This is a genomic window from Alphaproteobacteria bacterium US3C007 (assembly GCA_034423775.1).
Lineage (GTDB): Bacteria > Pseudomonadota > Alphaproteobacteria > Rhodobacterales > Rhodobacteraceae > Thalassovivens > Thalassovivens spotae.
In genome coordinates this window covers 168,545-195,478 of record CP139918.1, presented here as the reverse complement: position 1 = coordinate 195,478, position 26,934 = coordinate 168,545, and the positions used below count along the sequence as shown (strand labels likewise).

Sequence of the window (26,934 nt, the reverse complement as noted above, 5' to 3'; positions counted from 1 at the left end):
ATCTGCTTGAGACGCGCAATCGCTGCCGGGTTCTTACCCTCGAGAATAGATATCTTCGTAACGCATAATATCATCCTCACTAAGATAGCGTCCTGTTTGAACCTCAATCAAAACCATTGGATCTTTTGTCAAGTTCTTGATGCGATGTTTGGCCCCAACCGGAATAAATATCGAATGATTTTCGTGCAATTGTTGAACCGTTTCATCAACGCTGACTTCTGCCGTGCCTTTGACAATAATCCAATGCTCTGCACGATGAAGGTGGGATTGCATGGACAACGCGGCTTTGGGCTTTACGTGAATGCGCTTGACCTGAAAGCAATCCCCAATCACCAAACGCTCGAACCAGCCCCAGGGGCGGTGGTCTTTAAGAAAGGCGCTGGCTTGAGTCGCGTTTTTGGCCTTTAAAGCATCTACAGCTTTCTGAACGTCTTGCGCGCGCGATATATCAGCCACCAAAACAGCATCTGTCATCGCAACAGCTATGATGTTATTCAGCCCAATTCCGACCACTTCAAGGCCCTCGCTATCAGAGCGTAAGAGGGTATTGTTGCAGCCAATCGAGGTGGTTGCGCCTGACATGGTAAGACCTTCATTGTCTTTTGGGCTTTCGCGCCAGATCGCATCCCAACTGCCAAGGTCTGCCCATCCGCAAGCCAAATGGACCACCGAGAGGTTCTGTGCCTTTTCCATGATTGCATAATCAATCGAGATATTTTCAACAGAGGCCCATTCTTCAGCTTTGAGCCGATAAAACCCACGATCATCTTTGCTCGTCTTTATCGCTTTAGTCACTTGTTTCACCAGATCCGGTGCATGGGTTTCAAAAGCGGTAAGAATATCTTTGGCTTTGAAAAGGAATATCCCTGCATTCCACAGCAAAGAGCCAGACTTGACCATCTCTTGAGCGCGCGCGGCATCAGGTTTCTCGATGAAACCCATTGGCTGGATGGGGCCGTGTTTCACAGGCTTGGGTATTTCTAAGTATCCATATGCTGTCTCGGGATATGTAGGTGTTATCCCAAAGGTGACGATTTGACCCCGTGCCACTTCAGCAAGGCCCAATTTCAACGACACTTTTAAATCTTCAACTTCATGCAGCATCTGATCGGATGGGAGAACCAGCATTGCTGTCTCGGGGTCTTGCTGTGCTAAATATATTGCTGCGGCTAAAATCGCGGGGGCTGTATTTCGCTGCGCAGGTTCGAGCAGTATAGCATCAGGAGTGATGCTGATAGCCTGTAGTTGTTCCTTCACAATGAACCGAAAATTTGAGTTGGTGACCACTAAGGGATTTGTGAACTCGGCACCTAGGCTGCGAAGAGCGGATTTTTGAAAAAGTGTTTCGCAGCCGACCAGTGGGGCGAACTGTTTGGGGAAGGATGCGCGCGACACAGGCCAGAGCCGGTTGCCAGATCCGCCGCAGAGGATTACCGGAGTTATCATTTTTACGCTCCATTCCAGTTGCATCCATCTTTTGCAAAAGATGTGCGATTTTTTTTAAATCACCGCTTTTGTGCCGGTCATGGGTTTCTTAGACCGTCCAGTAAAAGCAAAAATGTATTCCTGATGTTTTGTAGCATTCGGTTTTTAAGTTAATGTAGCGTTAAGCTTGGTTGCGCATCGCGTCATAAGTCATGTGTAGGGTCATTTGGCTTAATTAAGCTAAACAGCCACGCCCTGAATTTTAAATTTTAAAGAGTAATCGCCGCAAAACTGAAAGACCGTTACGCGTGAACAGAAATTGTAGACAAACACCGCCTGTTATCGATTTATAGATAAAATTTCGAAATTTACATTTTATAGCGCAGTGAAAATCTAAATCTTGATTTGAAAAAAATTGGTTGATGTATGGCAAATCCAAAAGTCGCAGCTGTTGCGTTTGGAATAGGTAAGTGGTTTGTAGCAAAGAATGAATATTTCGGGCTTTGACCTCACACATACTCTGGCCTTTGTTTTTGATTTGGACGGTACTCTGGTTCAGTCTGAACATGTATGGTCAAAAGCAAAAGACACTGTAGCTAAAAAGAATGGACTGAAACTAACTGAGGCTGACCTTGAGCCATTTGTGGGACGAAGTTTGAATGCTTTTGTAAGTCATTTTTTTTGAATTTTTCCGATGAACAAAAAAATCACCTAATCAATGAAATTCAGACAAATGCTCTATCTTCTCTTGAGACGGAAATGATGCCAATCAAAGGGGCATCTGAGCTAATAAAAGCGATTTTTGAAAATGGCTTCAGATTAGCACTATGTTCATCAGCCTCAAGACAGGCTATTTTTCTGGCGCTTCGCAAGCTCAAGGCACAAGAATATTTTGAAATTATTGTTTCAGGTGATGACGTACAGAATAGCAAACCAAACCCAGAGCCGTACAAGAGAGTTTTAGAACAACTTCAAATTCATGCGGATCAGGCCTTAGCAATTGAAGACAGTCAACCTGGGTTCCAATCCGCGATCGCAGCAAAAATCCCAACAATTGTTGTTCATCAAAATAACTCCTATATTTTTAAAGAAGCGTCCTTATCGTTCAGAAAACTTAGTCAGATTAAATTGTCTATTTGTGAATGATATTTTACTGATTTGCGTCATGCTTGTTGTGTAACTGTCTAAGATTGAATTCATTTTTATTTTTTTAATTGCTGTTTTTGAATGTTCTTGAAATATTCATTCTAGTGAGCATGCCTAAGAATAAAAACACTCGGAAAATAAAACTCTACAAACCTTAATATTGAGATTTTGTTAGCGCATCGAGAAGGTCTTAGTGAAGACGTTACGCCCCATAATTTTTGATGAAAAAGTTGAGAGTGTTTCAGTTTTATCAGTTTGCCAGAGCAGTTAAAAAAATGCATCCGATCCAGAAGCCTGATTTGGACAAGGCCCGCAGCTTCTAATTCAGGATCTACTCACTGGTGATCGTAAATCTGAAGATCTAGGTGGCGTTCGTGTGTACAAATTTAAAATGGTACATAAGCTTAATCCTTTGGCTTAAATTTTGAAAATGAAGTTTTGACACTGGCGCTACTTGCGCTGGGGTCCCATGAGAATTTCTACCAAGATCTTAAGCAATCACTGTGAATTTTAGGGTGACAAGTGTTTTCAGTCTTCCACTTGTATAGATTGCTTAAAAGAGACAGAGGTAGCCTCTGCGATTGCTGGATTGCTTACAATTGAGACCTAGAAATATAGGCTTATCGGAACCCTTAAGCCTCAGAAGTGATAGACTATTACTTGGGATTAACTTTTTATCTCTTCCAGGTTTTTCCTAATCCACTGCCCGAGTTCATTTTCGCTGATATCGCTCGCAGCTACGCGTATGATCGTCTTATACTTGTCTTCAGGTGAGGCTGCTAAATCGTATCCGTTTAACTTTAGAAACAGGCGCATTGCGATGAGTGCGGTGCGCTTATTCGCGTCATTGAAGGGATGATTTTTTGCAAGCCCGAACCCATATACTGCGGCGAGTTCAGCCACGTCTGGTTTTGGGTCAGAGTAATGATAGGAATTTTCTGGCCTTGATAGGGCAGACAAAAGCAATCCCTCATCGCGAAGCCCCGGTAGGCCGCCATGCTCATTAATTTGTCGATCGTGAAAGGCCTTAATGACGCGTAAATTGATCCAGATTGGCTCTGTCATTTCGCGAGTTTGCGCAAGATGTCTCGATCTTCTCGCATGATGTCTTCTGCAACCGCCATCTGCGCGTCAAATTCAGGGTCATAGGGGGTAAGCTCAATGCCGTTCTCCGTTTCAATAACATGCAAGACGTCCCCCTTATCGACCCGAAGCTTGGTTAAAATTTCTTTGGGCAATAGAATGCCAGCAGAATTACCAACAGATTTTATTGTAAGCGCAGTCATCAGATATCACCCAAAGTTTACATTCTAGTATTACAAATGTTATAACGCAACTGATTAGGGAAATCAAATGCAAGTGCCTGAAGACCACCCACCCGAACCCTGGCCCTTATCGGAACCCCCAAGCTCCTGAATAGGCGGGTCTTTCGCCTTAGCCGTGAATCCCTCACATCATAGCTTTGCCTTGTGTTCTGCACCCAGCGCCTATACGCGGTTCACATGCGCAAGTATCTTGATATCCCGCTCACCCTGATGGTGACTGCTGTCTTAACAGTCGCCATGCTTTGGCCTATCAATCAGCCGCCCCCAGCGCCGGATGGCACCGACAAACTTGTACACCTCATTGCCTTCGCAGCGCTCGCCTTTCCACTGGCCCGCACAGGACGCATTGGGCTCATTCCGGTCTTTGTCGGAGCCAGTGTCTTTGGTGGCCTCATAGAACTCATCCAGCCCTCCTTTGGGCGCAGCGCAGATATGCAGGATTGGATAGCGGATATTGTCGGCGTAGCGCTCGGAATTGTGCTCGCGCTCATCTACCGCAGGCTTCGGAAGCATCGCGTTTGAATATTCAGATGTGAATTTTTCGCCTTTTGGTTGTGGAGAATTTCGTTTCGGGATTTTAGGTTTTAATTCCTCTTGAATTGGTCAGACCAGGCTTTCTGAGCTTTGCGTTGCTTTGAAAGCGCTTCCCGTTTGTAGCGCTGAAGGAGACGCGTGCGATTTTCAATCTGCCTCTGACTTTTTCGAATGTCTTTCTTAATAATCTGCAAAAGAATCTTTGAGGCATCCCGCGTCCATTTATCTAAATCCCGATTGCGCGCAAAACGGAGGTAGAGTTGATAATCATGTTCTTGATTGGCCAATTCTTCAAAAAGTGGATCACGTTCTTGCTCGAATTCGTCGATGGCGTGCAGCACGCTTCGAAGACGCACCTCAGCTTGCGCTAAGTTTACTGCAAGCCGCTGCTCATCGCTGAGAGCGTCCATAACGGATAATTCTGCGTTGGGATCATTCAGGATGATGCGGTACCACTCCAACACGGATTTGGGCGCGAGCGCAGCGGTGAGACCGTGCTTGCGCGCGTTGTTGCGTGCCACTTCAGCCCCTGTGCACAGAAGCTCTAAGACATCAGTCTCGTGCGGCTCGCCACTGATCGTTTCAAAAACGCGACCAAAGCTCATTCAGCAGCCTTCACATCAATTGCGCGCGCATTTTGGAGATTTTGGTAATCCTCTAGAATGCGACGGCGCCGCTTTTCCAAATCAGACAGGACGTCATCCAATTCTCGATATTTTGATCCTGTTTCATAAACCACAGACAAAATTGTTTCTGGGAATGGGAGGTTGGCTTTTATTTGAAGCTGCGCTTTTTCAATTTGATCAGTCTTCCCCGATTTCAGCTGCGCGATCACCTGACTTGCCGCAGCTTTAGCGTCATGTGGATCAAAGACGTCGTAACTTCCATAAGACGTGATGGACGCAAAGAAATCATTATTTTGCTCTTTATCTTCCAAACGTTGCCGGCGCTCTTCCTCATAAAATTCCTGTTCGGCAAGTTTCACATACTGGTTGGTGATTTCGTCAAAAACCGCTGATCTGGCAATATGCCTCTTTTGTATGAGGATTTGGGCAATATCCCATTCGATCATGATGATGTTTTCAGCCATGACGGCTTCATGGGGCCGCATGGGCGCGAGGTCAGTTAAAAGGGCATCCCGAAATGCGTCTAAGTCATCAAGATGATCCCCTGCCCTATGGGTAGGTTGATAGATCAATTCTTGAAAGCTGTTTAGACCAAAGTCACTCGGGAGGAGATGTGAAGTCTGGGTCATGGTGGCTCCTACATGTGGTGCCCATCATGCCAAGATTCGCTATATGTCGCTATTATGTCGTGTATTGGTCAGCGTATTTTTGTTTTATATCCCAAAGGATAGGTACGCGTGACCGACTTATTCACTGGAGCTTCCAAAGGCGGACACCAGGACCTTCATCCGCACTTCCAATGAATTCAACGCCCGCTTTCTCCAGAGTTTGTTGTATGAGTTTCAGATTGGCCGCCGTTGCTTTTTCGAGGCCGCCTTCAGACTCAATTCTACGTATTGTTCTTGAACTGACACCGCTTTTTTCGCCGAGGACATCCAATGACCAACCCAGCGCAGCACGAGCCATTTGCAATTGCTGAACAGTAATCATTGACACTTACATCCTTATGTCCTATTATCGTCCATATGTCCGATATTATAAAAATTCGTTTATCTGAGACACTTCAATGTCTAGAAGGTGCTTATGCTCCAAACACACTCAAGTCATATTATGCTGACACCAAGGCATTTGTCGATTGGTGCTTCGTGAAAAACATTGAACCGTTTCCACTGACATCCGGCGGTGTACGAGAATACATTGAGACGATGGCAGTAAACTACAGCTATTCCTCGATCAGACGGCGGCTATCTTGCCTGCGACGCATCAATAAATTGCTCGGGCACCAAGACCATACACAAACAGAAGAAATCTACCTTACAATTCGCCGCCTGAAACGCTCTAAGTGTCTGGAACAACAACAAGCCGTTGGCATCAATCATGATCTCTTGGTGAAAATGATAGACGCGCAACCCGACACACTCGCAGGCACGCGCAACAAAGCCATGCTGTCTCTAGGCTACGATTTCCTTGCCCGAAGATCAGAGCTTGTTGCACTCCGAACGACTGATTTGGAATTCACAAAAGATGGCGCATTAAAAGGTATAATCAGAAAAAGCAAAACCGACCAGTATGGACGTGGTCGGCTTGTCTTTGGCTCTGAGCGGAGCGCTAAATTATTAAGGGGATGGTTTCAAAAGAAACCCACGGAAATCGAAGCCGTCTTTTGCGCGATAAATCACGGCCAGTGTTTGGATCGCCCTATTTGCGACAGGAACGTAAATGAAATTATCAAGAAAAGTGTTGTGAAAGTGAAGCGCTGTGAACGACCGAGTGATTTGAAAGTTTCGGGGCACTCGCTACGCGTTCGTGCCGCTCAGGACTTACTCATTAAAGGTTATGATATGGCGGCCATCACGCGTGCGGGTGGATGGTCAAATGCTGAGACTGTTTCGAGGTATTTACGGTTTTCGCAGCATAATATTTGGAAGTAGTATCTTCGGTATGTTTCACGTGGTTGACACATTAATTTTCACCTACTCAAACGATAGTCAGCTCACGACTTGCCTAATATATATCGAATGTCTGAAGCGTACCTGTGCCAGAGATTTTACATTACAGATCTGTTGAGTATAAGTAGAATATAACTCTAACTAGATAGGCACAATTTATAAACTAAACAATGTTCATTGCCCTACTAAAGCGGTTTGCGTTTGATTTGAATCGAATTGGGGTTCATAGGCCCACCTTTGTCTGATTCACTTCTGTTTGGAGGTGGATCATGTCCAAACCTTATTCTTTGGACCTTCGGGAACGGATTTGCGCCTACGTCGCTGAGGGCAACTCGGCCCGTTCCGCAGGGCGGCTGTTCGGTGTGAGTGCAGCCACGGCGGTGCGATTGGCAGCGCAGCATCGTGAACACGGCACGGCTGTACCCAAGCCGCAAGGCCGCCCTGCCGGCCAGTTCGGCAAACTCTCTTAGTACAGGGATTTTCTGCTGGAGATCGTGCAGGCTGAACCGGACATCACGCTCAAGGAATTGGCCTGTGCCCTGGCCGAAACACATGGCGTAGAGGTGCAGCTTTCTTCGCTGCACCGCGCGCTCGAACGGGCCGGGCTGTCATATAAAAAAGGACTGATCGCGGCGGAACGTGATCGACCTGCGCTGCGTCAGGCCCGCCGTGATTGGATCACGCACCGTCAACCCCGCATGCGCGCGGAGCCGCACAGGCTGGTTTTCATCGACGAAACGGCGGTCAAGACAAACCTCACGCGGCTGCGTGGGCGAGCGCCTGTCGGGGAACGGCTCTATGGCACCGCACCCTTCGGCAAGTGGGGTACTCAAACGTTCTTGCCGGTCTAACGCAAAACGCCCTGATCGCGCCATGGGTGATCAACGGCGCAATGAACGGCCCTGCTTTCGATACCTATATCGAGACGCAACTGGTCCCGGCACTTGATCCGGGGACTGTTGTCATCCTCGACAACCTGTCCACCCACAAAAGTCCACGCGCGGCACAAGCCCTGAAGGAGCGCGGCTGCTGGTTCTTGTTCCTGCCTGCTTACAGCCCCGATCTCAATCCCATCGAGATGGCCTTCTCGAAACTCAAGGCCCACCTGCGACGCATCGGTGCCAGAAACTTTGACACCTTGCTCCAGGCTCTCGGAGACATCTGCGACCTGTTCGACCCGCAGGAGTGTTGGAACTTCCTCAAAGCTGCCGGATATGCCTCAGATTAAATGCATAATGCTTTAAAGTACATGTTTTCTGGATACTTACAATTATCAAAAACAGCCAATTTCGCTCGACGATCCAGCTACCACCTAAAATGCTTGGAACAAGTTACGACGTGCACTATTTACGTCAATTCTGAACCTTTGTGCTGCCAAAGCATAACGTTTTAAAAACTTCTCTTTTGAACTAGCGAAGTCTCGCTAAGTCATAGCGCCGCCTGATTTGATTTATGATAGATAAAAAAGCTTTACTGGCGGATGACCCATTAACACTTTTATATTGAGTGTAGTTGGGACTTGCCGTGTTCTACATGTCCAACAAAGTTGTATTTGAATCTCAACACTGGTATTGTTTAAAGCACGGCAAAATTTAAAGGCTTACGTTTCGTGATATTTTTTTCGGCTTACGCCTATGAGTTCATTGAAACCGCTAAACTCGCGCACAAAGGTGAGTTGGATGCTTTCTATTATGAAAAAAATATAATAAGTTTCGAAAAAGGCAAACAGGTCATACAATTGGAAAATTATTCAACATTTGAATATGATGCGTTACTTTGCATCAAACGACACACAATTTTGTTGACTACTGAAAGGATTGCAGAGCCTAATTCAGTTTGGTTTGAAATGAGCGATATAGTAAGGCTCGATCCCGGCGATCAAAAAAGAGCAATCAAAATCGTAAACATGTATCTAAAACAGCATTAGTTCTTACGAAATCTATCTATCCCTTGTATCAAACTTACTTTTTGTTTTACAGACTGATTACAACAATGTCACTAAAGTTGAGATTAATTTACTTTCTGTGTAAATACACGCAACTGAACCGGTTTGTAGATCCGGCCAAAAGCTTGTCGTATATGAAAGTTCTAGGTTCTCAATTTTAACGGTAGACTTGCAACCAGCGCTATTAAAATGCACGTATTTTTACGGAGATAATTAATGAAAATATTGGTCACAGGAGGTACGGGATTTATTGGATCAGCAGTGGTTAGGTTAGCCATTTCCCGTGGGTATTCAGTGGTGAATGTCGATTCGTTAACCTACGCATCTTGCTTAGCAAGTTTAGCCAGCGTTGAAGATCATCCAAACTATATGTTTGAAAAAGTGGACATTCGGGACAGCACAGCGCTTGTTAAAGTGTTCTCCAAACACCGGCCCGACAAAGTAATACATTTAGCAGCCGAGTCTCATGTGGACCGTTCGATTGACGATCCGATCAACTTTATCGAAACCAACATAATTGGAACCTTCAATCTTTTAGAGACGTCTCTTAGCTATTGGCGAACAGAGGGTAAACCTGAAAAATTCCGTTTCCATCACGTTAGTACTGATGAAGTTTTTGGTTCACTGGGGCAAATAGGTACTTTCACCGAAGAAACCCCTTATGATCCTCGCAGCCCTTATTCAGCGAGTAAAGCTAGTTCAGATCATTTAGTACGCGCATGGTTTGAAACATATGGCCTACCCGTCGTAATGACCAATTGCTCCAACAACTATGGACCCTATCATTTTCCAGAAAAACTAATACCACTCGTTATTTTGAATGCACTCGCTGGAAAATCGTTACCTATTTATGGGGATGGTAGCAACATCCGTGACTGGTTATACGTAGAAGACCACGCGGATGCTTTGTTGCTAGTACTAGAAAAGGGAAGACTAGGTCGCAGCTACAATATTGGAGGCGAAAATGAGCGAACAAATCTGCAGATAGTTAAAACTATCTGCGGTATTTTGGATCGCCTACAGCCGCGTGATCAAGCGAGCTACGAAACTCTTATTGAATTTGTGACTGATCGTCCTGGTCATGATGCACGTTACGCTATTGATCCTGGCCGTTTAAGAAATGAACTATCGTGGCGCCCATCAATGACCATAGAACAGGGTTTGGAGAAAACAGTCGAATGGTATTTGAATAACTCAGCTTGGTGGAAACCACTATTAAATCGTCCCGGCGTTGGACAGCGTCTAGGTCTCAAATAACTTGAACAGCACCACTACCAATTATGATTTGCAATGAAACACAATATCCAACAGTGTAGTTATTGAGTTGTCTAATCGGAAGTTGCTAACACTCTCTGGGCAAGCTTTTCGGAAAGTAACATGGTCCTGTGTTTTAATTATTTTTTCAAACGCTTTCGCCATCTCCTGCACATTGCCGTTTTCAATGAGAAAGCCATTATCAGAATTAATAATCGCACCGGGACCCGTTGGGCAATCAAATGCTATCACAGGAAGCCCAGCGTACAAGGCATTAAGCATAACCAAGGGAAAACCTTCAAACCGTGAAGGTAAAACAAAACAGTCGTAATAACGATAACTTGCGTACAAATTTTCACTGAACCCTTTCAAACTCACCTGTGACGTTAAACTCAAATCATCGATCAGTCCTTCAAGATTTTCTCTCTCGCTTCCTTCGCCATATATATCTACTTTAATTCGTTTTCTTATCGGACTATCCACACGACTCAACGCTTCCAGCAGCAGATCAAAACCTTTACGCTCATGTAACATCCCTGCCGCCAAAAGACGAAATTCATTCGTTGAACTTAAAACAAACGTGTCGAGTTTTCTCAATACTTTTGGGGAAACCCAATTACGTAAATGGACAACTAATAATTTAGGAAATAATGTGTTTAAATACTCTTTCTCTGACTCCGTAGGCACAATAATTGTGGATCTAAACACTGAAAACAACCTAAGCCGCAACGAGTCGATTGAATTTCTTTTCCCAAAAAACGCGACATTTTCCCAAATAAAAACCTTGTTAAATAGAAAGGGGAGAATACAGCTGGGGCCTGGACTGGTTGAAATTATAGGGGTTTGACGATAATGCCTATACCCTTGGATCAAATGGACCAATAGCAAAAATGAAGTTTTAATCCAGTATATGAATTTAATAAATTTATTCCAATCTGACTGATGTTCCCAACTTTGCAACACCGTTACATTATTTGTATCGTTGACGGGTGATATCCCATGCAAAGCGATGATTTGTAAATCAACGCCATGTCCCTCAATATTATCAGAAATCTCGTTTATTAACGTTGATACTCCCCCATGTACCCCCGAACTGGTCGTGACACACGAGCAAATTATCACTAAATTTTTCATCTTATCTACAATCCGCTTTACTAATTAACTTGCTTTCACCTGAAAAATATGCACACGTTTCAAAGAATAACGATACCAACACAAAGCCCAAAACAGGCTTTAGGTATAATAACAAAGCGAAATTAGTGTTGATTGGTAGCGTAAGAACGAAGTACAAGACTATTACACTTTGTAAATTATTGGATGTAGTTCTTTTGAAGAACTTACTTATTTGAAAAATCATCCAGATATTTAAAAAATAAATTAAAGGTCCAATTATTATTATCGCATTTCCAACCATTACAAAACCCTGACCAACAAAAAATGAATTTATATTTACAAAACCATCTACCTCTGCCCCAAATATTTTTTCCACGACGAGAGCCGATGGATCAAAACTTTCAACACCAAAAAGTCGATGTAATGGAAACCCATAAAATAAAGCGTTCATATCTTGCTCAGTGAAGTATTCTCGAATAAGGAACATACCCATTGACTGACCGATGAATACCCTTCTTAAAATATTTTCTAAGATATCCATTAAATTTGACTGGGCAACGAGATAAAACATAGTGAGTATGCTAAGTAATATTAACATTAAGAATAATATATCAATCTTCAATTTCAGCACAGTATACCTCACCCATGCTATTAACAAAAGCGGCACTAAAAAGATAGATTTCGACAAAATTATAGAATTAAATAAAACATACACTCCCAAATAAAACCAAAATAATATTTTCACACCTTTCTGGTAGTAGAAATACATTAACCATACCAAGAAAATAGTAGGCGCAAAATATAGGATGTAGCCAAAAAGTGGTATACCATTTTTAATTTGATAATTTATTACTTCTCCGCGCGCAATAGCACCTGCCACTGGTCCCTCTGTTAATGCAATTATTAAAGGATAAGATGGTATTCGATATAATTCAAACACCATGCATAATATTATAATCGATAGACTTATAACAACAAACTTGCTGACTTTAAAGAAGCGATAATTTCGTTTTTGTATAAATACTGTGTCGATATTCTTGAAGTTTCTGTGATTAATCTTCAATATGAAAAGCATTGCGTATAATGTGAATATTGACTGTACTGTGACAATAAATCTTGTATTATCTGAGATTTTAGAGTGTAAACCTTGCCATAATTCAATATCGAACACGCCAATTGCAACTATTCCAAAAATAATTGGAATAAATTGGAAAAAAAATGTTAATCTTTGAGAGTTTGCAGATAATGCGGATGCATCGTTACTTCTGATCAAACAGAAATAAACTCCAGGAGCAAAAATAGCAAACGTTGTAATAGCTATTAACAACTGAAATTATTGACCATTTCGATTACATGATTTATTTCAGCACGCTCTAAGCATTCATGCATTGGCAGAGATACAATGGACTCACTAATGATATGTGCATTTTTGATTTTAACGCGCTCAACGTTTTTAAATATCTCTAGTTTGTCAAGAGATTGAGGATAGTGAACACCGGTTTCTATCTCACATTTCGACATGTAAGATTGAAATGTTTTGCGATTTCGCACAAGAACTGGAAATAAGTGAAAAATATGATCACCATCCATGTTTCCATAATTCATTAATTCAATATTTGGATTGTTAATTGAATCACAGTAAAGCTTTGCAAGCGCTATTCTTTTTTTACAATTTTCGAAATAGGTTTTTAATTTTTCAATTAAAAATATAGCTTGGATCTCATCTAAACGACTATTTTGTCCAATACTTTCATATTTGTATTTTTCTCTACTGCCATAATTTGAAATCATGCGGCAATGGTTGGCAATTGCCAAATTGCATGTTGAAATCATTCCTCCATCGCCAAGTGCGCCTAAACTTTTTCCAGGATAAAAACTATAGAATGATATGTTGCCAGCAGATCCACATACGATTTGATCCGATCTTGCACCGTGAGCTTGAGCACAATCCTCCATCAGAACAATATTATTTACTTCACAGAAATCATATAATTCCTTAAGTTTGGATGCTTTGCCATACAAGTGGACGCACATAATGGCTTTAGTGCGTTCAGTTACTCCCTCTGTAAAGCAATTGACCGAAGCCAAACCGTCGTCTTTTTCCACATCTACGAATTTAACTTTTAAACCAGCATCGATTAACGCCGACGCTGATGCGATGAAAGTGTTTGTTGGTACAAGTACTTCGTCCCCGATTTTTAAAATTCCCGCAGAGATCAAAGCTTTTGTGCCAATTCGAATAGCATCATATCCATTACCAACACCAATATTATAATCACAACCTGATATTTCTTTTCCAAACGAGTCTTCAAACAGCTCTTTATTCTTGCCATTTATCCAAAATGGAAAGGCTTCATCTGATCCTTTGAGTCTTATCAACTCATTTAAGAAACTATTAAATGCAGATCCATTAACGCGATCGAGGTCAATTAATTTTACTACCATTTTGCTCTCGAAGTAACATTGGCGTCATTCATGCGATGTAAATTGGGTGTCACAACCTGAAGAATTTCATCCAGTAACCCCTCATTCAGTGTAATAGGCTCAAATCCCAAGCTGCGGAGACCAGCATTTTCGACAAATAGTTCATTTTTAGCTAATTCTTTGCGAGGGTTGTCCACATAAGACACCTCACATCCTGTTAGATCGCTAATAATATGTGCGAGTTCCTCTACACCCCTTACCTCGGACACTTGATTGAAAATACGGACCTTTTTGCGCTCGAAGTCATGATTTTCTATTGCCAGCCTTACGCACTTTGTTGTGTCATTGATATTAATAAAAGCCCGCCGTTGTCCACCAGAACCGTACACAGTCAATGGTAAACCCTTCGCTGCTTGAGTCAAAAATCTATTTAAAACAGTACCAAATTCACCATCATAATCAAAACGGTTCGACAAACTGTCGTGCCGTTTAGTAATTTTTGTTTCCGTACCCCATACAATCCCTTGATGCAAATCGGTAATCTTTAAACCCCAATTCTTGCAGTAAAACTGAAACAACAATTGATCTAGACATTTTGTCATGTGATAAACACTACCTGGGTTAGCAGGATAAAGGATTTCCGTTGGGTATCCCGTAGATTTGATAGTAATGTCCAAATAACCCTCAGGAATTTTACCAAAGTTATCATTGTAACCATAAACACCCATTGTGCCTAAGTGTACCAAATGGATATCACGATTAACTTCAATAATTGCGTTTAACACATTTGTAGTACCATTAACGTTATTGTTAGTTGTATAAATTCTTCGGTCTGCGTCGAGCATTGAATATGGAGCAGATCTTTGTTCAGCAAAATGAACAATGGTGTCTGGACGAAATTCAGATACACAGTCTTTGAATTCAGTAAACTGCGAGGAGATATCTAAGTAAACAAAACCAAGTGTTCCAACTAATTCGTTTGCAACTGAAATCCTTTGGTTTATGTCAGTTATCGGCGTGAGAGACTGAGTCGAAAGTTCATTGTCAATATTCCGTCTTGCTAAATTATCTACGATCAGAACTTCATGACCGTTGTGAATTAATTCAAGTGCTGTGGGCCAACCGCAAAATCCGTCGCCGCCGAGTACCATTATTTTCATTTTTTTTTCCTCAAGATTGTCCATTTTAACGAGTTTAGAAAGATGTGAACCAAAAATTTGAACACAACATCAAGATAAAGAGTTAAGCCATTACTGCGCGAGCGATTAGCGAAAAACTTTACTTGCTCTTTATACAGTGGTAATTTCCGAGTTGCGTGACTGACAGAACCTGACGTCGTATAAACATAAGTACGTAGATTAGATTCCCGTACACCGTACCCACAAGCTAAACATTCTAACCAATATTTCCAGTCTTCTTTACGACCTTCCCTAAATCTAATCATATCTCTAATAATCTCCGAAGAAACATATGTCGCACCAATTGCGAAGGGGTTAACGAATTCTTTAAAAGCTAAAGGGAATAAAAAAGCGTCATATTTTCCGCGACTTGAAAGCTCATAATGCCGAGTTCTATAAATTGTTTTTGGTGACCATGAAATACGTGGGACTTTTACAAGCACATCGCCGCCATCTAGAAAACAAATGAATGACTGGATATATTCAAAGCGTTCCAAGTAATTTAAGCCCAAATTACGCGCAGCGGAAACATTCGTGATATTGACATCACGCAGAACCACGATTTCGACATCAAATTCAGCCAATGACAATTCACTGTTACCCAACTCTCCATTAAGTATCAGTATAATCATAAAAACGTCGCGAGAATTTCTAGAGCAATAATCGATTGATTGCAATGTTGTTTTTGCCTCGTCTATGCTCCGACTAGACGGAACGATATAAATAAATTTAGCTTTGCAACGAACGTTATTTAATGTATTTTGCATTATCAGGCAAATCTCTAATGATAGTTGCACCAGCTGCTACCACACAATTTTTTCCAATTTTTACGCCAGGAAGAATAGTTACACCCGCACCTATAGATGTCCCTGCACCAACTTGCGTCTCTAGTTTCTGAAAATTAACATTCTTAGATTTTGGGTAACGATCGTTTGTAAAAGTTACATTCGGGCCAATAAAACAATTATCGCCAATCTGTACTCCGTCATAAATCATGGCACTATTTTTAATAGTTACATTATCACCGACGATAACTCCGGATTCAATATAGCAGTGCGAGCAGATATTACAATTACGACCAATTACACAACCTTCCAATATTACGGTAAATTGCCACACATTAGTCCCTATACCGATACAATTAGATCTGACATCAGATAATTTATGTATCAATTTTCTGTACCACTACTATTGTGTTAGTATACAAAGCCGCATGTTGACTACGATTCAAGAGGTTTAGGATATTGCAAATAATAGATAACCCTGCACATAATAGTATTGATATGTTTCTCCCTAATATTGACCTCAATATATTTCTTATCGACAGCGTAAATAATGTTAAGGTAGCGAATCCAATTTTTTTACACTCAAGAATTTCGCAATTATGCTTTAAGAGCAACTCAGATAGGCCGTAAATCGTAAAACGATTAAAGTCATTGGGTGTTTCGTGCTCTGGCCAAATAAATGGCACCGATATAACCATAATTCCACCGGGTACGAGTGTATTAGTTAATTCCGATAACGCTTTTTCATATTCTGAAATATGCTCCAAAACCTCCAAACAAAGTATTTGCTCCACCTTTCCAAGTTTAAGCGAAGATAAATTATTCCCGGAATAAACAATATGCTTTACTTCAGAACTTTCAGGACCACGCCGATCTTCTACGTCGACCCCAATGTAATATTGTGGTTCAACGCAATCAGCATGAATGCACGTACCGCACCCAAAATCTAGTGTTCTCTTTTTCCGGGAAAGATTTTTTGCAACATTCCGGCGTATTTTCATGTTGAGCGAGTAGGCAGGATTGAAAATAAAATTTATAACTGCTCCAAAAATATTAATCATAAAAATCTCCCTTTAATTTTACGAAACGAGCACTGCCTGTGGAAATATACATGAGGATTTTCAAGAATAAACTTTCAATCGCAAAATATTTAATAGAGCCAACAAATCTTGAATTTTTACCATTTTTCAATTCAAAAACCCTAGGGTATATTCCTATTAACTTTGTACGCATCGAAGCAGACTTTACGTTTTGATCTAAAACTTTAGAGATATCAAAAGCCATTCTATCCATCCCATTATTCCCAATCCCACCAGGTGATGTTGCAACGGCCAACGACTGAGCATGACGGCGATACAATATCAATCGAGAGTCTAACTTGATATATCTACTCCGCTGTCTTAGTGAATGTACTAATAAGGGCCAGTCCTCCATATTTTTAATATGTGAGTATGTTTCTAGTGCAGTCATCATTAGAGACGTTTTCACAACTACTGTAGGACTCGGTAGAAAGTTATTATACAGACTCAGTTGAAAGAAGAAACCTGAATTGAAAAACCATGCTGGTACAGAATTATATTCTCCAATCTTCTGTGATTTTTGATCAATAATTAAACCATCACTGTACAAAATGTCAGCTCTACTGTTATGCAAATGCTTTGAATATTTAGTTACAGCATCTGCCGCAAATATGTCATCTGTTGCAATAATCTTTGTGAAAGCGTAACGAGTATCTAAATTGTGATATATGGTAGCATTTATCCCTTCGTTTTGACTATTAATTACAACGTTCCAGTCTAGAGCATGCTCATGAACGAATGAAATAATGTCTTGAGCACTTCCATCCGTCGATGCATCATCTACAATAGTCACAACGCAATTAATTAAACATTGTGATTTTAAACTGGTTAAAAACTCATTTACGTAACGGCCGTTATTATAGTTCAACGCCAAAATATGAAGTGCGTTATTCAAAGTAAACTTTCACAAAATTTGCTATTCTTGTAGCTTCATTTTCAGTTACGTGAAGCCCAATGGGTAGCCTCACAATTCGAGAACTAATTTCACGTGCGCCAGAACAATGCTTTTCTATAGAGGCTTTTTTGCTAAATGGCGAAGCCGATAAATCGGTATAGTGCTCAACTGCCTGCACCCCTTTAGATTTCAAAAATTTTATCAGTAATTTTTGATCCGAAGCATCACGAGTTAACACACCAAAAATGTGTCCATTTGTGGATCTCTCACGATCATGTACAAACCGAACGCAATCCTTCAGAACCTGTGCATATACATCCCAAATTCTTCTTCTATACTCTGTTATAACATCTATTTTACTTAGCTGCGATAACAACACGATAGCGGTCACTTCGGACATTAAATGACTGCCACCCAAGCTTGTCCAATTGTATTTTTCTACTTGCCCTTTGAGGAACAGATGTCTGTTTGTTCCTTTATTAACTATTTCCGTAACTTGGTCGAAGAAAGCACTATTATTAAACAAGAGCGCCCCACCCTCTCCGCAACTGATATTTTTAGTGTAGTGGAAGCTCAATGCACTAAAGTCGGCAATAGGCAACATGCCCTCATCATTACGGCCTATGTTACCGATTGATTGAGCGTCATCTTGTAAAAACATACAGTTATTCTGTTTGCATATTTCTGAAATTTCTTCTTGGTGTGGGAGGTAACCTGCATAGGATACACACAACACTGCGTCATGTCGTGAAGTAATTACTTTTTTTAATTCATTAGGGGAAATGCAACCTGTATTTGGGTCAACATCACAAAAGGTTACCTTTAAACCACGGTCGATAAATGGAATTACTGAAGTTGTAAAAGTAAAACTCGGCACAATAACATTGGTTAGACCTGACGCAAATAAGAATTGTGACATAATCTCAATTGACGAAGTGCAAGACGGAGTTAGAAACGCATATTTATATCCTGTTTTTTGCGAGATCAGGGTTGTGCAATCCTTACTATATTGACCACCAGTTGTAGTAGAGGTGTGATCATTTGCAGAAAAAATCTCTGCTAAATTGATGATTGATTGGTCATTAAACGTTATCATCTTTTATAACCTCTTTATAAAATTCATCTAAAGAGTGAATATAATCAGCTTGTTCGAAAGGCTGATCAGCAAGAACGTTGATTACACAGTCTTCAGATATATTTCGTAGTTCTCTCCAAACAACTCCACTTACGTACACTGCCTGTCCAGGGTGTCGCAACTCCACGACTTCACTATTCTTTCCGTCGTAGAGATACAGATCAAATTCACCTGAAATATTTAAAATCAATTGTTTGAGGTTTTTGTGAGCATGTTCCCCTCGTGTTAGCCCATTTTGGTTGCCAAATATCGTATATAACCGCTTTGGTTTAAATTCTAAATTTCGAAATTCAATAGGCAGTAACTGTCCTCGATCGTCACCGAACACATCGATAAAAATTTTATTCCACATTTGCTCTAGTCCACCTTTTTACTCTGCGGATAATTTTCATGCTTAAACAAGGTCGAAAATATTTTCTATTTTTGCTATTGTGGTAATATTCTGAGCATAAAGGTTTATAAATTCGCTGCCCTTGTCAGAATATCGATGGCGTTCAATATGTTTCATGATCTTTAATCCTTTTAAGATAGTTCTGATATTCTCCGGACGGCATACTTAAAATCAATTTTTCGAGCTCTCTTCTGGTAATAAAGTTTTTCCGAAAAGCAAGTTCTTCTAAACAGCCAATCATCATATTTTGATTGGTTTCGAGAGTTTGTATGAAGTTCGAAGCGTTTAAGATACCCTGTGGAGTCCCTGCATCCATCCAAGCAATTCCACGGCCTAATTTTGAACACTGCAAACGCTCTTTTTTCAGATAATGTGTTAACAAATCTGCGATTTCAAGTTCACCCCGACTAGACTTATTCAATGTACTCGCAATCTCACAGGCATCACCCGGAAAATAATACACCCCGGGTACTGCATAACCAAAATTCAGGCCGACTGGTTTTTCTGTGATGTTGATTGGCTTCTCATTCGCATCAAAACTAATAATGCCGAATGAACCGGGATCGTAAGTTGGATAACAAAGAATCTTACAAGCGTCGCGCTCGGGTGGTGTCAGTATTTCATGCAAATTATTTCCATAAAGAATGTTATCACCCAGTATTAACTGACATTCATCACCATCAAGATAATCCTTACCAATTATCAGTGCTTCAGGTAGTCCATTTGGCTTTTTTTGAACCGAATATTTGACGCGAATACCTAAATGTGAACCATCTCCAAATAATTTTTGAAAGTTGTCTAAGTCACATTCACGGCAAATTAGCAGTATATCTCTCGAACCTGCTAATAATGAAAGCGACATCGAGTAATATATCATCGGTTTATTGTAAACCTGCAAGAAATGCTTATTCGTAGTGGCTGTTAGGGGATACAGACGTGTGCCATTTCCACCAGCTAATATAATAGTTTTCACGCTAACGTTTCCTGTTTATGCACTTACAAAATTCTAGATAATTTTCTTCAAGTCGGCTAAGTTGTTTCCCTGTATACCCATTTACCATCAGTTGTGCTTTCGCTGTTGACTTAGATATCTGCCGAGCTCTAGAGGCAGCAGCATCAGTTAAGTTGTAATTAAACGAACCTGACGGTAACTCTAATTTATTTTCACAATCTTCGACAATGCGTCTGGGCTGTTTAATTAATTGTTCAAATTCTATAATTTCTAAGAACTCCACATTAATGTAATTGTGTGTCAGAAATTCGATTCTTTTGAGATACGTATTAATGAGTGAATCTTTCATAAATTCATCTGAGGCCCCACATCTTTGCGCGTCTAACAAATTTTTATAACTATAAAAATAACCCTCTTTTGTCATATCGTGAAAACTATTAAATGGATGCCTAATAACAATTATCTTCTTCCACGTTTCCGGAAGTAATTGCATCTGCTCGACAAATAAACCTTGATTTAAAATTATTTGCTTATCGCCTGCGATATGCCGTTGAAAAAATAACTCTATTTCTTCGAAATCTCTTTTCTTACGAAAAAATAGCTCGATCAAGAACCATTGCCATGCTTCGCTCAAAGGAATCGTTTCCCTTGTAGCATTTCGAATTATCCGAAATGGTGTTTTGAGTGTTTGGTAGTAATTCAACGAATCCAAAAACATTTGGCGTAAGTAGTCAAATTCTCGTTTATTAGGTAGCGACCAGCACTTACCAGATGACAAAAAACCGTCAAGAACTGCAGTGCTGCCAGAATAACCTAAACCTATCAACACTAATGGCTTCATGTCATAATCAGCATCCGAGTAGCTAAATGATCTAATGTAGGTTTATGCATGATCGCAATCACAGCACTATTTTTCGAATAATCCAAAAGTAATTCAATTGCTGCACGTTCGTACTTTTCGTCTAAAGCGGAAGTAAACTCATCAAGTAAAATTAAATCAGCGGAGAATATAAGTGCACGTATTAGCCCGAGCCTTTGCCTTTGCCCAACAGATAAATTTCGATAGGAAGGTCCAATTTTCTCCTCTAAGGGGTCATTAGATTGAAATACCTCGTGCATTCCCAGCTTCTTAAGCATTTCCACTATTAATGGCCTCGAGACCTCTCTCCCAAGCGAGATATTATCAAATACAGTTCCGTTCAAAAGATTTACTTCTTGTGGGACGTAAGCTATTTCCAACGCGGTTGCGGACAAAGGTATCGCAGAAGAATTTTGTGTGATTAGCGCCGAGCTTGACCGTTTACTGATATTTCGTAAGAATGTCGATTTTCCAACGCCAGACACACCCTTAATTACCACTAACTCTCCAAATGTAATATCGAGATCAAAAGATTTTTCTCCCTGACCGCCTGCGGAACTTAGGGCGGAAATATTAAACGCAACACTTGGAGTAATATGATTTGCAGGTTTAACGTCATTTGTATCCAACAAATTATGCAGGTATTTCTTAAAAATCGGTAACGATATCCTGATAGACTGGCTTGTTGCAATTATTCGCGTCATTGACGGAACAGCCCGCAATAGGGTTGCAAAGAAAATAAAGTTTAATTTCAAATCGAATATAAAAGTGGTAACAACAATAAATAGAAAAATAGTAATCTCAATTAGGTACTTTGGAAATACTTGTATAAGGTACTCTACAGAACCTGTTATTCGAATTCTATCTTGTGCTCTCGTCAATCTTTTCTGTAAAAAATTACGCACCGTAGTATTTGATGCGTATTCTACGAGATCACATATTTCATTAATTGATTGAATCCTATTACTTTCTACTGTTCGGCGGCTTTCAGCTACTCGTGGTAAGACATATTTTATCAATGGTATATAAACTAATATGGAACCGATCAAAAAAAGCGAGAAGTACACCATGGAAATAGTATAAAAATAGAATAAGAAAGAGAAAATTATGGTTAGTATAAAAATCTCACTTAAAAACATAAATATAGGTATAAATGCATTTATAATCAGATAGTTGCTGTCCGATGCCGAAAGTGCGGTGTAAGATGCCCTATCCAAGCGGCTAGGGGTCTGCATATAATTTTCACTGGTTGTTTCTACCAGTGTATTTGCTAATCTAAATGATAGTTTAGCTGTTTCGAATTTCATGAATATTAAAATCAAGTAAAAGGTAATAAGTATAAACAAAATTAGATATATATTTTCAGAAATCGGCATCAGCACACGGGGCTCAGATGTCCCAATCGCATTAAATAACGTGGAAACAATTATGGAGTATGTGCTCAGTTCTAATATAGAAGTAATTACAACAAGAAGAAATCCCAATATAAGATTTCTCGCACCAATAACTTGTAATATTATGTTCACTAAAATACCAGTTTCTGATTATCTTCAAGCCAACGTAGAGTTTTTTCAAAATCTTGCTCACTGTGAACATCAATGGATGATGCCACATGGACTGGCAAACATTTATTTCCAAGGAACGTCCAGGGCTGAGCAATATTACTTACAGGGAGATTTCCGTCCTCAGTAAGCCTAATAGTCCAAAATGTGTGAGTCAAAAAATAGTTTTTTGGCAATTGTTGGCGATTAGTGCTGATTACGGTATCAAAGTTGAAATAGCTTGTAAGAGCGCCATCGACTAATTTCTTCGCTCGGAACGGATGATGGTCTTGCTCTTCAATCACAGGAACAGCGCTCGTAGCATATTGGTCATCATCTAATAAGTTATTGGCCTGTATTAAGTCCGCTGGGGAAATGGTTGCGCTATTCGCCATTAATACAGTGATCCGGCTCGGTTTTAGGCCATCATTTAACAACTCCTTTAAAAAATGGTCGATGACATCACGGTGCTGGGCTGTGGACGTCGCAAACTCATCTGGCCTGATTACAGCCTTGAAGCCATAAGCGGATGCGATATCCAATATTATTTTGTCATTTGATGAACAGTAAGTTTCATCAAATATACCAGACATGTTTGCCGCAGCACAGGGATAAGCACACATGGGTCGGCCATTAATAATCCTGTAATTTTTATCCTGTATCGTCGATCCTGCACGACCAGTTAATAAAGCTACATGCAAGTTAATTCTCCTTTTGCCCATTCTATAAACTCATTCAATCCAAAATTCGACAAAGATATTGGACCTTTGATTACTGGATCAAGGCATCTTATTGTGTCAACATCTTCACGAAATCCAGTTTCGTAAATTATTGGAATTGTATTTGGCTTTAAAATGTTTTGTATCATAGAAACCAATTGCTCTACAGAAGTACTTTTGCCAGTGCCTACGTTTGAAATCTGTGCAAAATTTTGCCCGCTTATCCAATGATCAACAACATCACTCACGTGAATGAAATCTCTAGTTCGAGCCTTTGAACCTTTCACAGTGATTGCATTTTGACTAATCGCCATGGCGGAAAAGATAGAAAGCATACCTTGATTTAGATTTTGTAGGTCTTGGCCCGGCCCATACACGTTAAATAAACGACTAATTCTATATCTGCCGGACGCAGAGAAAAATTTTCTAACAAGTTGTTCCGCTGCTAACTTGGTTATCCCATATGTCGATTTTGGCGAAGGCGGTGTTTCTACGTGTACGTTTCCATTACCATAAATAGCCATAGATGAAGCAAACGTTATTAGGCTATCAGAGCGTAGCGCGTACTCACAAATGTTCAAAGTGCCTAAAATGTTCGTTGTTATATCATCTTGGGGGTCTTGTTCAGATAATATGGACGAAGTTTGTGCGGCCAAATGGTAAACCTCATCTACTTTTACCAGATCGCGAAATGTACTTGAGTTTCGTATGTCTGCTTGAACATTCGTGACCTTGTTAGAATAGTCGAATAGGGCCGGCTTAATATCAATATTAATGATTTCATTTTCGCTATCAGTAACTAATTTCTTAATTAGATGCTGCCCTATAAAACCGTTTCCACCAGTTATCAAAATTCTAGGCACCGTTTAACCACCCCATGACTTGTTGTAATGCAGAATCCATATCGGCGCTGTAAGACTCATCTAATTCACCGTATCCCCAATCTGCTTGTATTAGTTTAGTTGCATACTTCTCGAAAGGATATAAGTGAGAGCACAGATCATCAACATAAAGACAATCAGATAAAGCTAGTCCCCGTTCCTGAAGCGCTTGAACTTTACTACCAGCCGCTGAATATACCGCCTGCCCGAAAATGTTCTCAGGTTTAAATTGAACATAACTTTTTAAAGTTGCTTTAATTGAGTCCTCATCTCGTGTCGATAATACATAAAAAATATCAGGATTTTCAGTAATTAGTTCTCGAATATCATACATAAACTTATACGGGGGAAAGTTTTCTTTTACGTAATTTTTTGTCAGACTTATTATTTTACGCTGTGCATAAAATGTAGCCTTGAATTGTTTTTTAAGCTCTTGATCAATGACTGTATTACCCACGTAATATGGTAGAAAATCAGTACTAGTATTAATATGCTTACGAAACTTCATAAACTCAGGAAATGAAAAAGTTTTTAACGAAAGATTATTCCAATTTTTGGGTATACTTTCGCACACTGCGTGCGCTTCGACTGCTGAGTCGAACAACACACCATCGAAATCTAAAATCACCTTACGCATGTTGAAGAAGCCTTTCTATATACATTTTTATATTTCATCTACATGACTTTCTTTCACAGAAAGCGTTAGCATTCAGTTTCAATTTGAAATTCACAGGCTGAGTGAGCTGAGAACACAGTCTATTAATGATTTTCCTAAGATTATAATTGAACAAAGTCTTACTATTACAACGTATGTACCTCACAATAGTATCCTTTAATCGATGTGCAGTATAGATTTCATAATTCCATGCATCTCAGTTTCGGCATATCCAAATTCCTGCCTTCAAAAATCTCTAAATCACTGATATAATTACAGAGCTGTGTCTGCGATGTAATTCATGATTTGAAGCCTGTAGATAACCATCCACCGATCCACAATCAAACCTCCGACCATTCAGGCGCACGGTTTCAACCAAGCCCTGCTGTGCATGGATATTAATTGCATCTGCCAATTGTATTTCCCCGCCTGATCCCGCCTTGAGGCCCCGCAAAGTTTCAAAAATATCAGGCGTTAGAACATAACGTCCGATCGAGGCCAGGTTTGAGGGTGCATCAGTCGCATCAGGTTTTTCAACCAAACCCACAATACCCGCACCCGCTCCATTTGGCACAACAACGCCGTATTTTGAGATATTAGGCCCATCAACCTCCATCACCGAAAGTTGTGATTTGCCACTGTTTGCATATGCTTGCGCCAGATCTGCCGTCACACCGGGTTCATAGTCCGCAAGAAAATCATCAGCCAGTAGCACTGCAAACGGATCCCCGCCAACCGCACGTTCCGCACATAGAACAGCATGGCCCAGACCCAGTTGTTCGGCCTGACGCACAAATATGCATTCCACACCTGCGGGAATGATATTACGCACCATATCGGCCTGCGCATCTTTTCCCTTGGCGCGCAACATGGTTTCCAATTCATTATTCGCATCAAAGTGATCTTCTATCGCGCGCTTATTTCGGCCAGTCACAAATATCAGGGTGTCGATACCTGCGGCAATCGCCTCTTCCGCGGCGTATTGGATCAAAGGTTTATCAACGATTGGCAGCAGCTCTTTCGGCATCGCCTTGGTTGCAGGTAGAAAGCGAGTACCAAAACCGGCAACGGGAAAGACAGCTTTCTTAATTTTTCTTGCATACATCATTCTGTGAAAAACACTTCACTATTTGGATCAGGATTTAAAAATTCACTCTGTAATGTGCACTCTAATCCTTGACTTAGTGAAAAAGGAGCTTGGAAGTTCTCCAAGCTCGCCTTTGCGCTTTTGAATTCAGTGGACGAAGTGAACTTCTTCACTCGGATTGCACTAACCGGCAAATGTTTACGGCTTAACATTGCGACTAAATCCGCAGTGTATCCCAAAATTAGACCCAACCAATAGGGTAACTGCGGACCGACACCAGGCTTGCCCGTTAAAGTAGCTCTTACTTGTGAAACAAGCTCATGCATCGTCAAGTCGGGTGTATCCACATAATTGTAAACACCATACTTCTGATCTGTTGCGATACACGTCTCCAAAAAAGCAACGATATTGCCAATATAAGCCATGGACTTTCTGTTTTCGCCTTTTCCAACCATAAGAAATTTCCCAGAGGCGATTTGATTTAGTAGATTAAATACATTCCCGCGGTTACCCTCTCCAAAAATCACAGTTGGGCGAACAATGATCAGCGAATTATTACCTCTAGCGCTCCACTGCCGAAATTTCTCCTCGGCTTGAAATTTCGTGCGACCGTATTCATTGTAAGGATTAATAGCACCGTTCTCATCCGTCCCAGGTTCCGTGAAACCGTAAACAGCGACGGTACTGGTAAAGACGATCTTATTGATACCCTTTTCCTTACATACTATTGCAACGTTTTCTGCGCCATCCACATTAGTGCGAAAATATGCAGACTTATCTCGTACATCATCCCGATGTACTGCTGCCAAATTAACTACCACATCACCGGTGATTGTTTTACGTAATGCCTCAACATCGCGCACATCCCCAATCTTACACTTCTCGGGGAACTGATTGCTCATCTTGAGGTCAATAATTTCGAAATCCTGTTGCTTCAATGCAAGCTGCCGGCACAAGTTCGTTCCGACAAAACCCGAACCGCCAATGACTGTAATTTTTTTTGAGGTCATTTTATTTATACTTCTTTTTTACGGCG

The 26,934-nt window shown here is 40.7% G+C and carries 30 protein-coding genes and 1 pseudogene; 6 read left to right on the top strand and 25 right to left on the bottom strand.

The annotated features are described in order from the left end of the window. Window positions 1-33 precede the first annotated feature (33 nt). Window positions 34-1,446 (bottom strand): mannose-1-phosphate guanylyltransferase/mannose-6-phosphate isomerase, encoded by a 1,413-nt coding sequence (locus tag UM181_01000; protein ID WQC63220.1) that lies wholly within the window; start codon window positions 1,444-1,446, stop codon window positions 34-36. 466 nt (window positions 1,447-1,912) lie between these two features. Here UM181_01000 and UM181_00995 point away from each other — a divergent pair, with 466 nt between their 5' ends. Further along, on the top strand, window positions 1,913-2,110 hold the full coding sequence (locus UM181_00995) for an HAD hydrolase-like protein (GenBank protein ID WQC63219.1): 198 nt from the start codon (window positions 1,913-1,915) through the stop codon (window positions 2,108-2,110). Continuing rightward, on the top strand, window positions 2,107-2,571 hold the full coding sequence (locus UM181_00990) for an HAD family hydrolase (protein ID WQC63218.1): 465 nt from the start codon (window positions 2,107-2,109) through the stop codon (window positions 2,569-2,571). The genes UM181_00995 and UM181_00990 overlap by 4 nt, the downstream gene beginning before the upstream one ends. Before the next feature lie 666 nt (window positions 2,572-3,237). Here the strand turns inward: UM181_00990 and UM181_00985 are convergent. The 6 genes from UM181_00985 to UM181_00960 form a co-directional block, all read right to left on the bottom strand. After that, a complete protein-coding gene (locus UM181_00985; GenBank protein WQC63217.1) occupies window positions 3,238-3,636 on the bottom strand; it encodes a type II toxin-antitoxin system death-on-curing family toxin in 399 nt (132 codons plus the stop codon). Further along, window positions 3,633-3,857 carry an AbrB/MazE/SpoVT family DNA-binding domain-containing protein gene (locus UM181_00980; protein WQC63216.1) on the bottom strand — a complete coding sequence of 75 codons (225 nt, stop codon included), beginning with the start codon at window positions 3,855-3,857 and terminating at the stop codon, window positions 3,633-3,635. The genes UM181_00985 and UM181_00980 overlap by 4 nt, the downstream gene beginning before the upstream one ends. A gap of 264 nt (window positions 3,858-4,121) precedes the next feature. Then, window positions 4,122-4,409, bottom strand: a complete 288-nt coding sequence (locus UM181_00975) for a hypothetical protein (GenBank protein ID WQC63215.1) — start codon at window positions 4,407-4,409, stop codon at window positions 4,122-4,124. A gap of 71 nt (window positions 4,410-4,480) precedes the next feature. Continuing rightward, a complete protein-coding gene (locus tag UM181_00970) occupies window positions 4,481-5,035 on the bottom strand; it encodes a hypothetical protein (GenBank protein WQC63214.1) in 555 nt (184 codons plus the stop codon). Then, entirely contained in the window at window positions 5,032-5,685 is a 654-nt protein-coding gene (locus UM181_00965) for a hypothetical protein (protein WQC63213.1), read from the bottom strand. The genes UM181_00970 and UM181_00965 overlap by 4 nt, the downstream gene beginning before the upstream one ends. 121 nt (window positions 5,686-5,806) lie before the next feature. After that, complete coding sequence (locus UM181_00960) at window positions 5,807-6,046, bottom strand: helix-turn-helix transcriptional regulator (protein ID WQC63212.1); 240 nt, start codon at window positions 6,044-6,046, stop codon at window positions 5,807-5,809. A gap of 35 nt (window positions 6,047-6,081) precedes the next feature. Here UM181_00960 and UM181_00955 point away from each other — a divergent pair, with 35 nt between their 5' ends. The 4 genes and pseudogenes from UM181_00955 to rfbB all read left to right on the top strand — a co-directional run bounded on the left by UM181_00955 (window position 6,082) and on the right by rfbB (window position 10,207). Beyond that, the gene (locus UM181_00955) at window positions 6,082-6,987 is read left to right on the top strand and encodes a tyrosine-type recombinase/integrase (protein ID WQC63211.1); all 906 of its coding nucleotides are present in this window, start codon (window positions 6,082-6,084) and stop codon (window positions 6,985-6,987) included. Window positions 6,988-7,274: 287 nt separating this feature from the next. Further along, a pseudogene (locus tag UM181_00950) lies at window positions 7,275-8,233 on the top strand (IS630 family transposase). Between the two features lie 381 nt (window positions 8,234-8,614). Continuing rightward, complete coding sequence (locus tag UM181_00945) at window positions 8,615-8,932, top strand: hypothetical protein (protein ID WQC63210.1); 318 nt, start codon at window positions 8,615-8,617, stop codon at window positions 8,930-8,932. Between the two features lie 234 nt (window positions 8,933-9,166). Continuing rightward, window positions 9,167-10,207, top strand: coding sequence for a dTDP-glucose 4,6-dehydratase (rfbB, locus tag UM181_00940; GenBank protein ID WQC63209.1), 1,041 nt, complete (start codon window positions 9,167-9,169; stop codon window positions 10,205-10,207). Window positions 10,208-10,228: 21 nt separating this feature from the next. Here rfbB and UM181_00935 read toward each other — a convergent pair whose 3' ends face one another. The 18 genes from UM181_00935 to UM181_00850 form a co-directional block, all read right to left on the bottom strand. Continuing rightward, window positions 10,229-11,338, bottom strand: coding sequence for a glycosyltransferase (locus UM181_00935; GenBank protein ID WQC63208.1), 1,110 nt, complete (start codon window positions 11,336-11,338; stop codon window positions 10,229-10,231). 1 nt (window position 11,339) lies between these two features. After that, window positions 11,340-12,644 carry a hypothetical protein gene (locus tag UM181_00930; protein ID WQC63207.1) on the bottom strand — a complete coding sequence of 435 codons (1,305 nt, stop codon included), beginning with the start codon at window positions 12,642-12,644 and terminating at the stop codon, window positions 11,340-11,342. Continuing rightward, window positions 12,638-13,762 carry a DegT/DnrJ/EryC1/StrS family aminotransferase gene (locus tag UM181_00925; GenBank protein ID WQC63206.1) on the bottom strand — a complete coding sequence of 375 codons (1,125 nt, stop codon included), beginning with the start codon at window positions 13,760-13,762 and terminating at the stop codon, window positions 12,638-12,640. The genes UM181_00930 and UM181_00925 overlap by 7 nt, the downstream gene beginning before the upstream one ends. Continuing rightward, entirely contained in the window at window positions 13,756-14,925 is a 1,170-nt protein-coding gene (locus UM181_00920) for an NAD-dependent epimerase/dehydratase family protein (protein ID WQC63205.1), read from the bottom strand. Before UM181_00920 ends, UM181_00925 begins: the two co-directional genes overlap by 7 nt. Beyond that, on the bottom strand, window positions 14,898-15,686 hold the full coding sequence (locus UM181_00915) for a hypothetical protein (GenBank protein WQC63204.1): 789 nt from the start codon (window positions 15,684-15,686) through the stop codon (window positions 14,898-14,900). Before UM181_00915 ends, UM181_00920 begins: the two co-directional genes overlap by 28 nt. After that, window positions 15,667-16,092, bottom strand: a complete 426-nt coding sequence (locus UM181_00910) for an acyltransferase (GenBank protein ID WQC63203.1) — start codon at window positions 16,090-16,092, stop codon at window positions 15,667-15,669. Before UM181_00910 ends, UM181_00915 begins: the two co-directional genes overlap by 20 nt. After that, complete coding sequence (locus UM181_00905; GenBank protein WQC63202.1) at window positions 16,082-16,765, bottom strand: methyltransferase domain-containing protein; 684 nt, start codon at window positions 16,763-16,765, stop codon at window positions 16,082-16,084. The genes UM181_00910 and UM181_00905 overlap by 11 nt, the downstream gene beginning before the upstream one ends. Continuing rightward, window positions 16,758-17,678 carry a glycosyltransferase gene (locus UM181_00900; protein ID WQC63201.1) on the bottom strand — a complete coding sequence of 307 codons (921 nt, stop codon included), beginning with the start codon at window positions 17,676-17,678 and terminating at the stop codon, window positions 16,758-16,760. The genes UM181_00905 and UM181_00900 overlap by 8 nt, the downstream gene beginning before the upstream one ends. Continuing rightward, complete coding sequence (locus UM181_00895) at window positions 17,671-18,774, bottom strand: DegT/DnrJ/EryC1/StrS family aminotransferase (protein WQC63200.1); 1,104 nt, start codon at window positions 18,772-18,774, stop codon at window positions 17,671-17,673. Before UM181_00895 ends, UM181_00900 begins: the two co-directional genes overlap by 8 nt. Next, entirely contained in the window at window positions 18,761-19,165 is a 405-nt protein-coding gene (locus tag UM181_00890) for an FdtA/QdtA family cupin domain-containing protein (protein ID WQC63199.1), read from the bottom strand. Before UM181_00890 ends, UM181_00895 begins: the two co-directional genes overlap by 14 nt. 142 nt (window positions 19,166-19,307) lie before the next feature. Beyond that, on the bottom strand, window positions 19,308-20,177 hold the full coding sequence (locus UM181_00885; protein ID WQC63198.1) for a sugar phosphate nucleotidyltransferase: 870 nt from the start codon (window positions 20,175-20,177) through the stop codon (window positions 19,308-19,310). 1 nt (window position 20,178) lies between these two features. Beyond that, entirely contained in the window at window positions 20,179-20,997 is an 819-nt protein-coding gene (locus tag UM181_00880; protein ID WQC63197.1) for a hypothetical protein, read from the bottom strand. Further along, window positions 20,994-22,541 carry an ABC transporter ATP-binding protein/permease gene (locus UM181_00875; GenBank protein WQC63196.1) on the bottom strand — a complete coding sequence of 516 codons (1,548 nt, stop codon included), beginning with the start codon at window positions 22,539-22,541 and terminating at the stop codon, window positions 20,994-20,996. Before UM181_00875 ends, UM181_00880 begins: the two co-directional genes overlap by 4 nt. Next, complete coding sequence (locus tag UM181_00870) at window positions 22,541-23,257, bottom strand: CMP-N-acetylneuraminic acid synthetase (protein WQC63195.1); 717 nt, start codon at window positions 23,255-23,257, stop codon at window positions 22,541-22,543. Before UM181_00870 ends, UM181_00875 begins: the two co-directional genes overlap by 1 nt. Continuing rightward, window positions 23,248-24,138, bottom strand: coding sequence for an NAD-dependent epimerase/dehydratase family protein (locus UM181_00865; GenBank protein WQC63194.1), 891 nt, complete (start codon window positions 24,136-24,138; stop codon window positions 23,248-23,250). Before UM181_00865 ends, UM181_00870 begins: the two co-directional genes overlap by 10 nt. Further along, window positions 24,131-24,793, bottom strand: coding sequence for a hypothetical protein (locus UM181_00860; protein ID WQC63193.1), 663 nt, complete (start codon window positions 24,791-24,793; stop codon window positions 24,131-24,133). The genes UM181_00865 and UM181_00860 overlap by 8 nt, the downstream gene beginning before the upstream one ends. 274 nt (window positions 24,794-25,067) lie before the next feature. Beyond that, on the bottom strand, window positions 25,068-25,919 hold the full coding sequence (galU, locus tag UM181_00855) for a UTP--glucose-1-phosphate uridylyltransferase GalU (protein WQC63192.1): 852 nt from the start codon (window positions 25,917-25,919) through the stop codon (window positions 25,068-25,070). Then, window positions 25,916-26,908 carry an NAD-dependent epimerase/dehydratase family protein gene (locus tag UM181_00850; protein WQC63191.1) on the bottom strand — a complete coding sequence of 331 codons (993 nt, stop codon included), beginning with the start codon at window positions 26,906-26,908 and terminating at the stop codon, window positions 25,916-25,918. The genes galU and UM181_00850 overlap by 4 nt, the downstream gene beginning before the upstream one ends. Between the last annotated feature and the right edge of the window lie 26 nt (window positions 26,909-26,934).